Source organism: Vibrio sp. 10N.222.49.C9, from assembly GCF_041474985.1.
In the GTDB taxonomy this organism is placed as follows: Bacteria; Pseudomonadota; Gammaproteobacteria; order Enterobacterales; family Vibrionaceae; genus Vibrio; species Vibrio crassostreae_C.
This window is the reverse complement of sequence record NZ_JBFRVD010000626.1, coordinates 1-204: the sequence shown is the minus strand read 5'-3', so window position 1 is coordinate 204 and position 204 is coordinate 1. Positions and strand designations below refer to the sequence as shown.

Here is a 204-nt window from a genome sequence, read left to right as displayed (position 1 = left end):
TTTAGTATCTGGCGTAAGATGCAGAAGAAAAAGCTCGCCTTTGATGAGCTTTTTGATGTGCGTGCAGTGCGAATCATTGCTGACCAACTGCAAGATTGTTACGGCGCTCTAGGCATCGTACACACCAAATATAAGCACCTTCCCAGTGAGTTCGATGACTATGTCGCGAACCCAAAACCTAACGGCTATCAATCTATTCATACC

General features: G+C 45.1%; 1 pseudogene. It reads left to right on the top strand.

What is annotated here, in order from left to right:
- Window positions 1–204: pseudogene (locus AB4585_RS24800) on the top strand (GTP pyrophosphokinase); the annotation flags it as partial.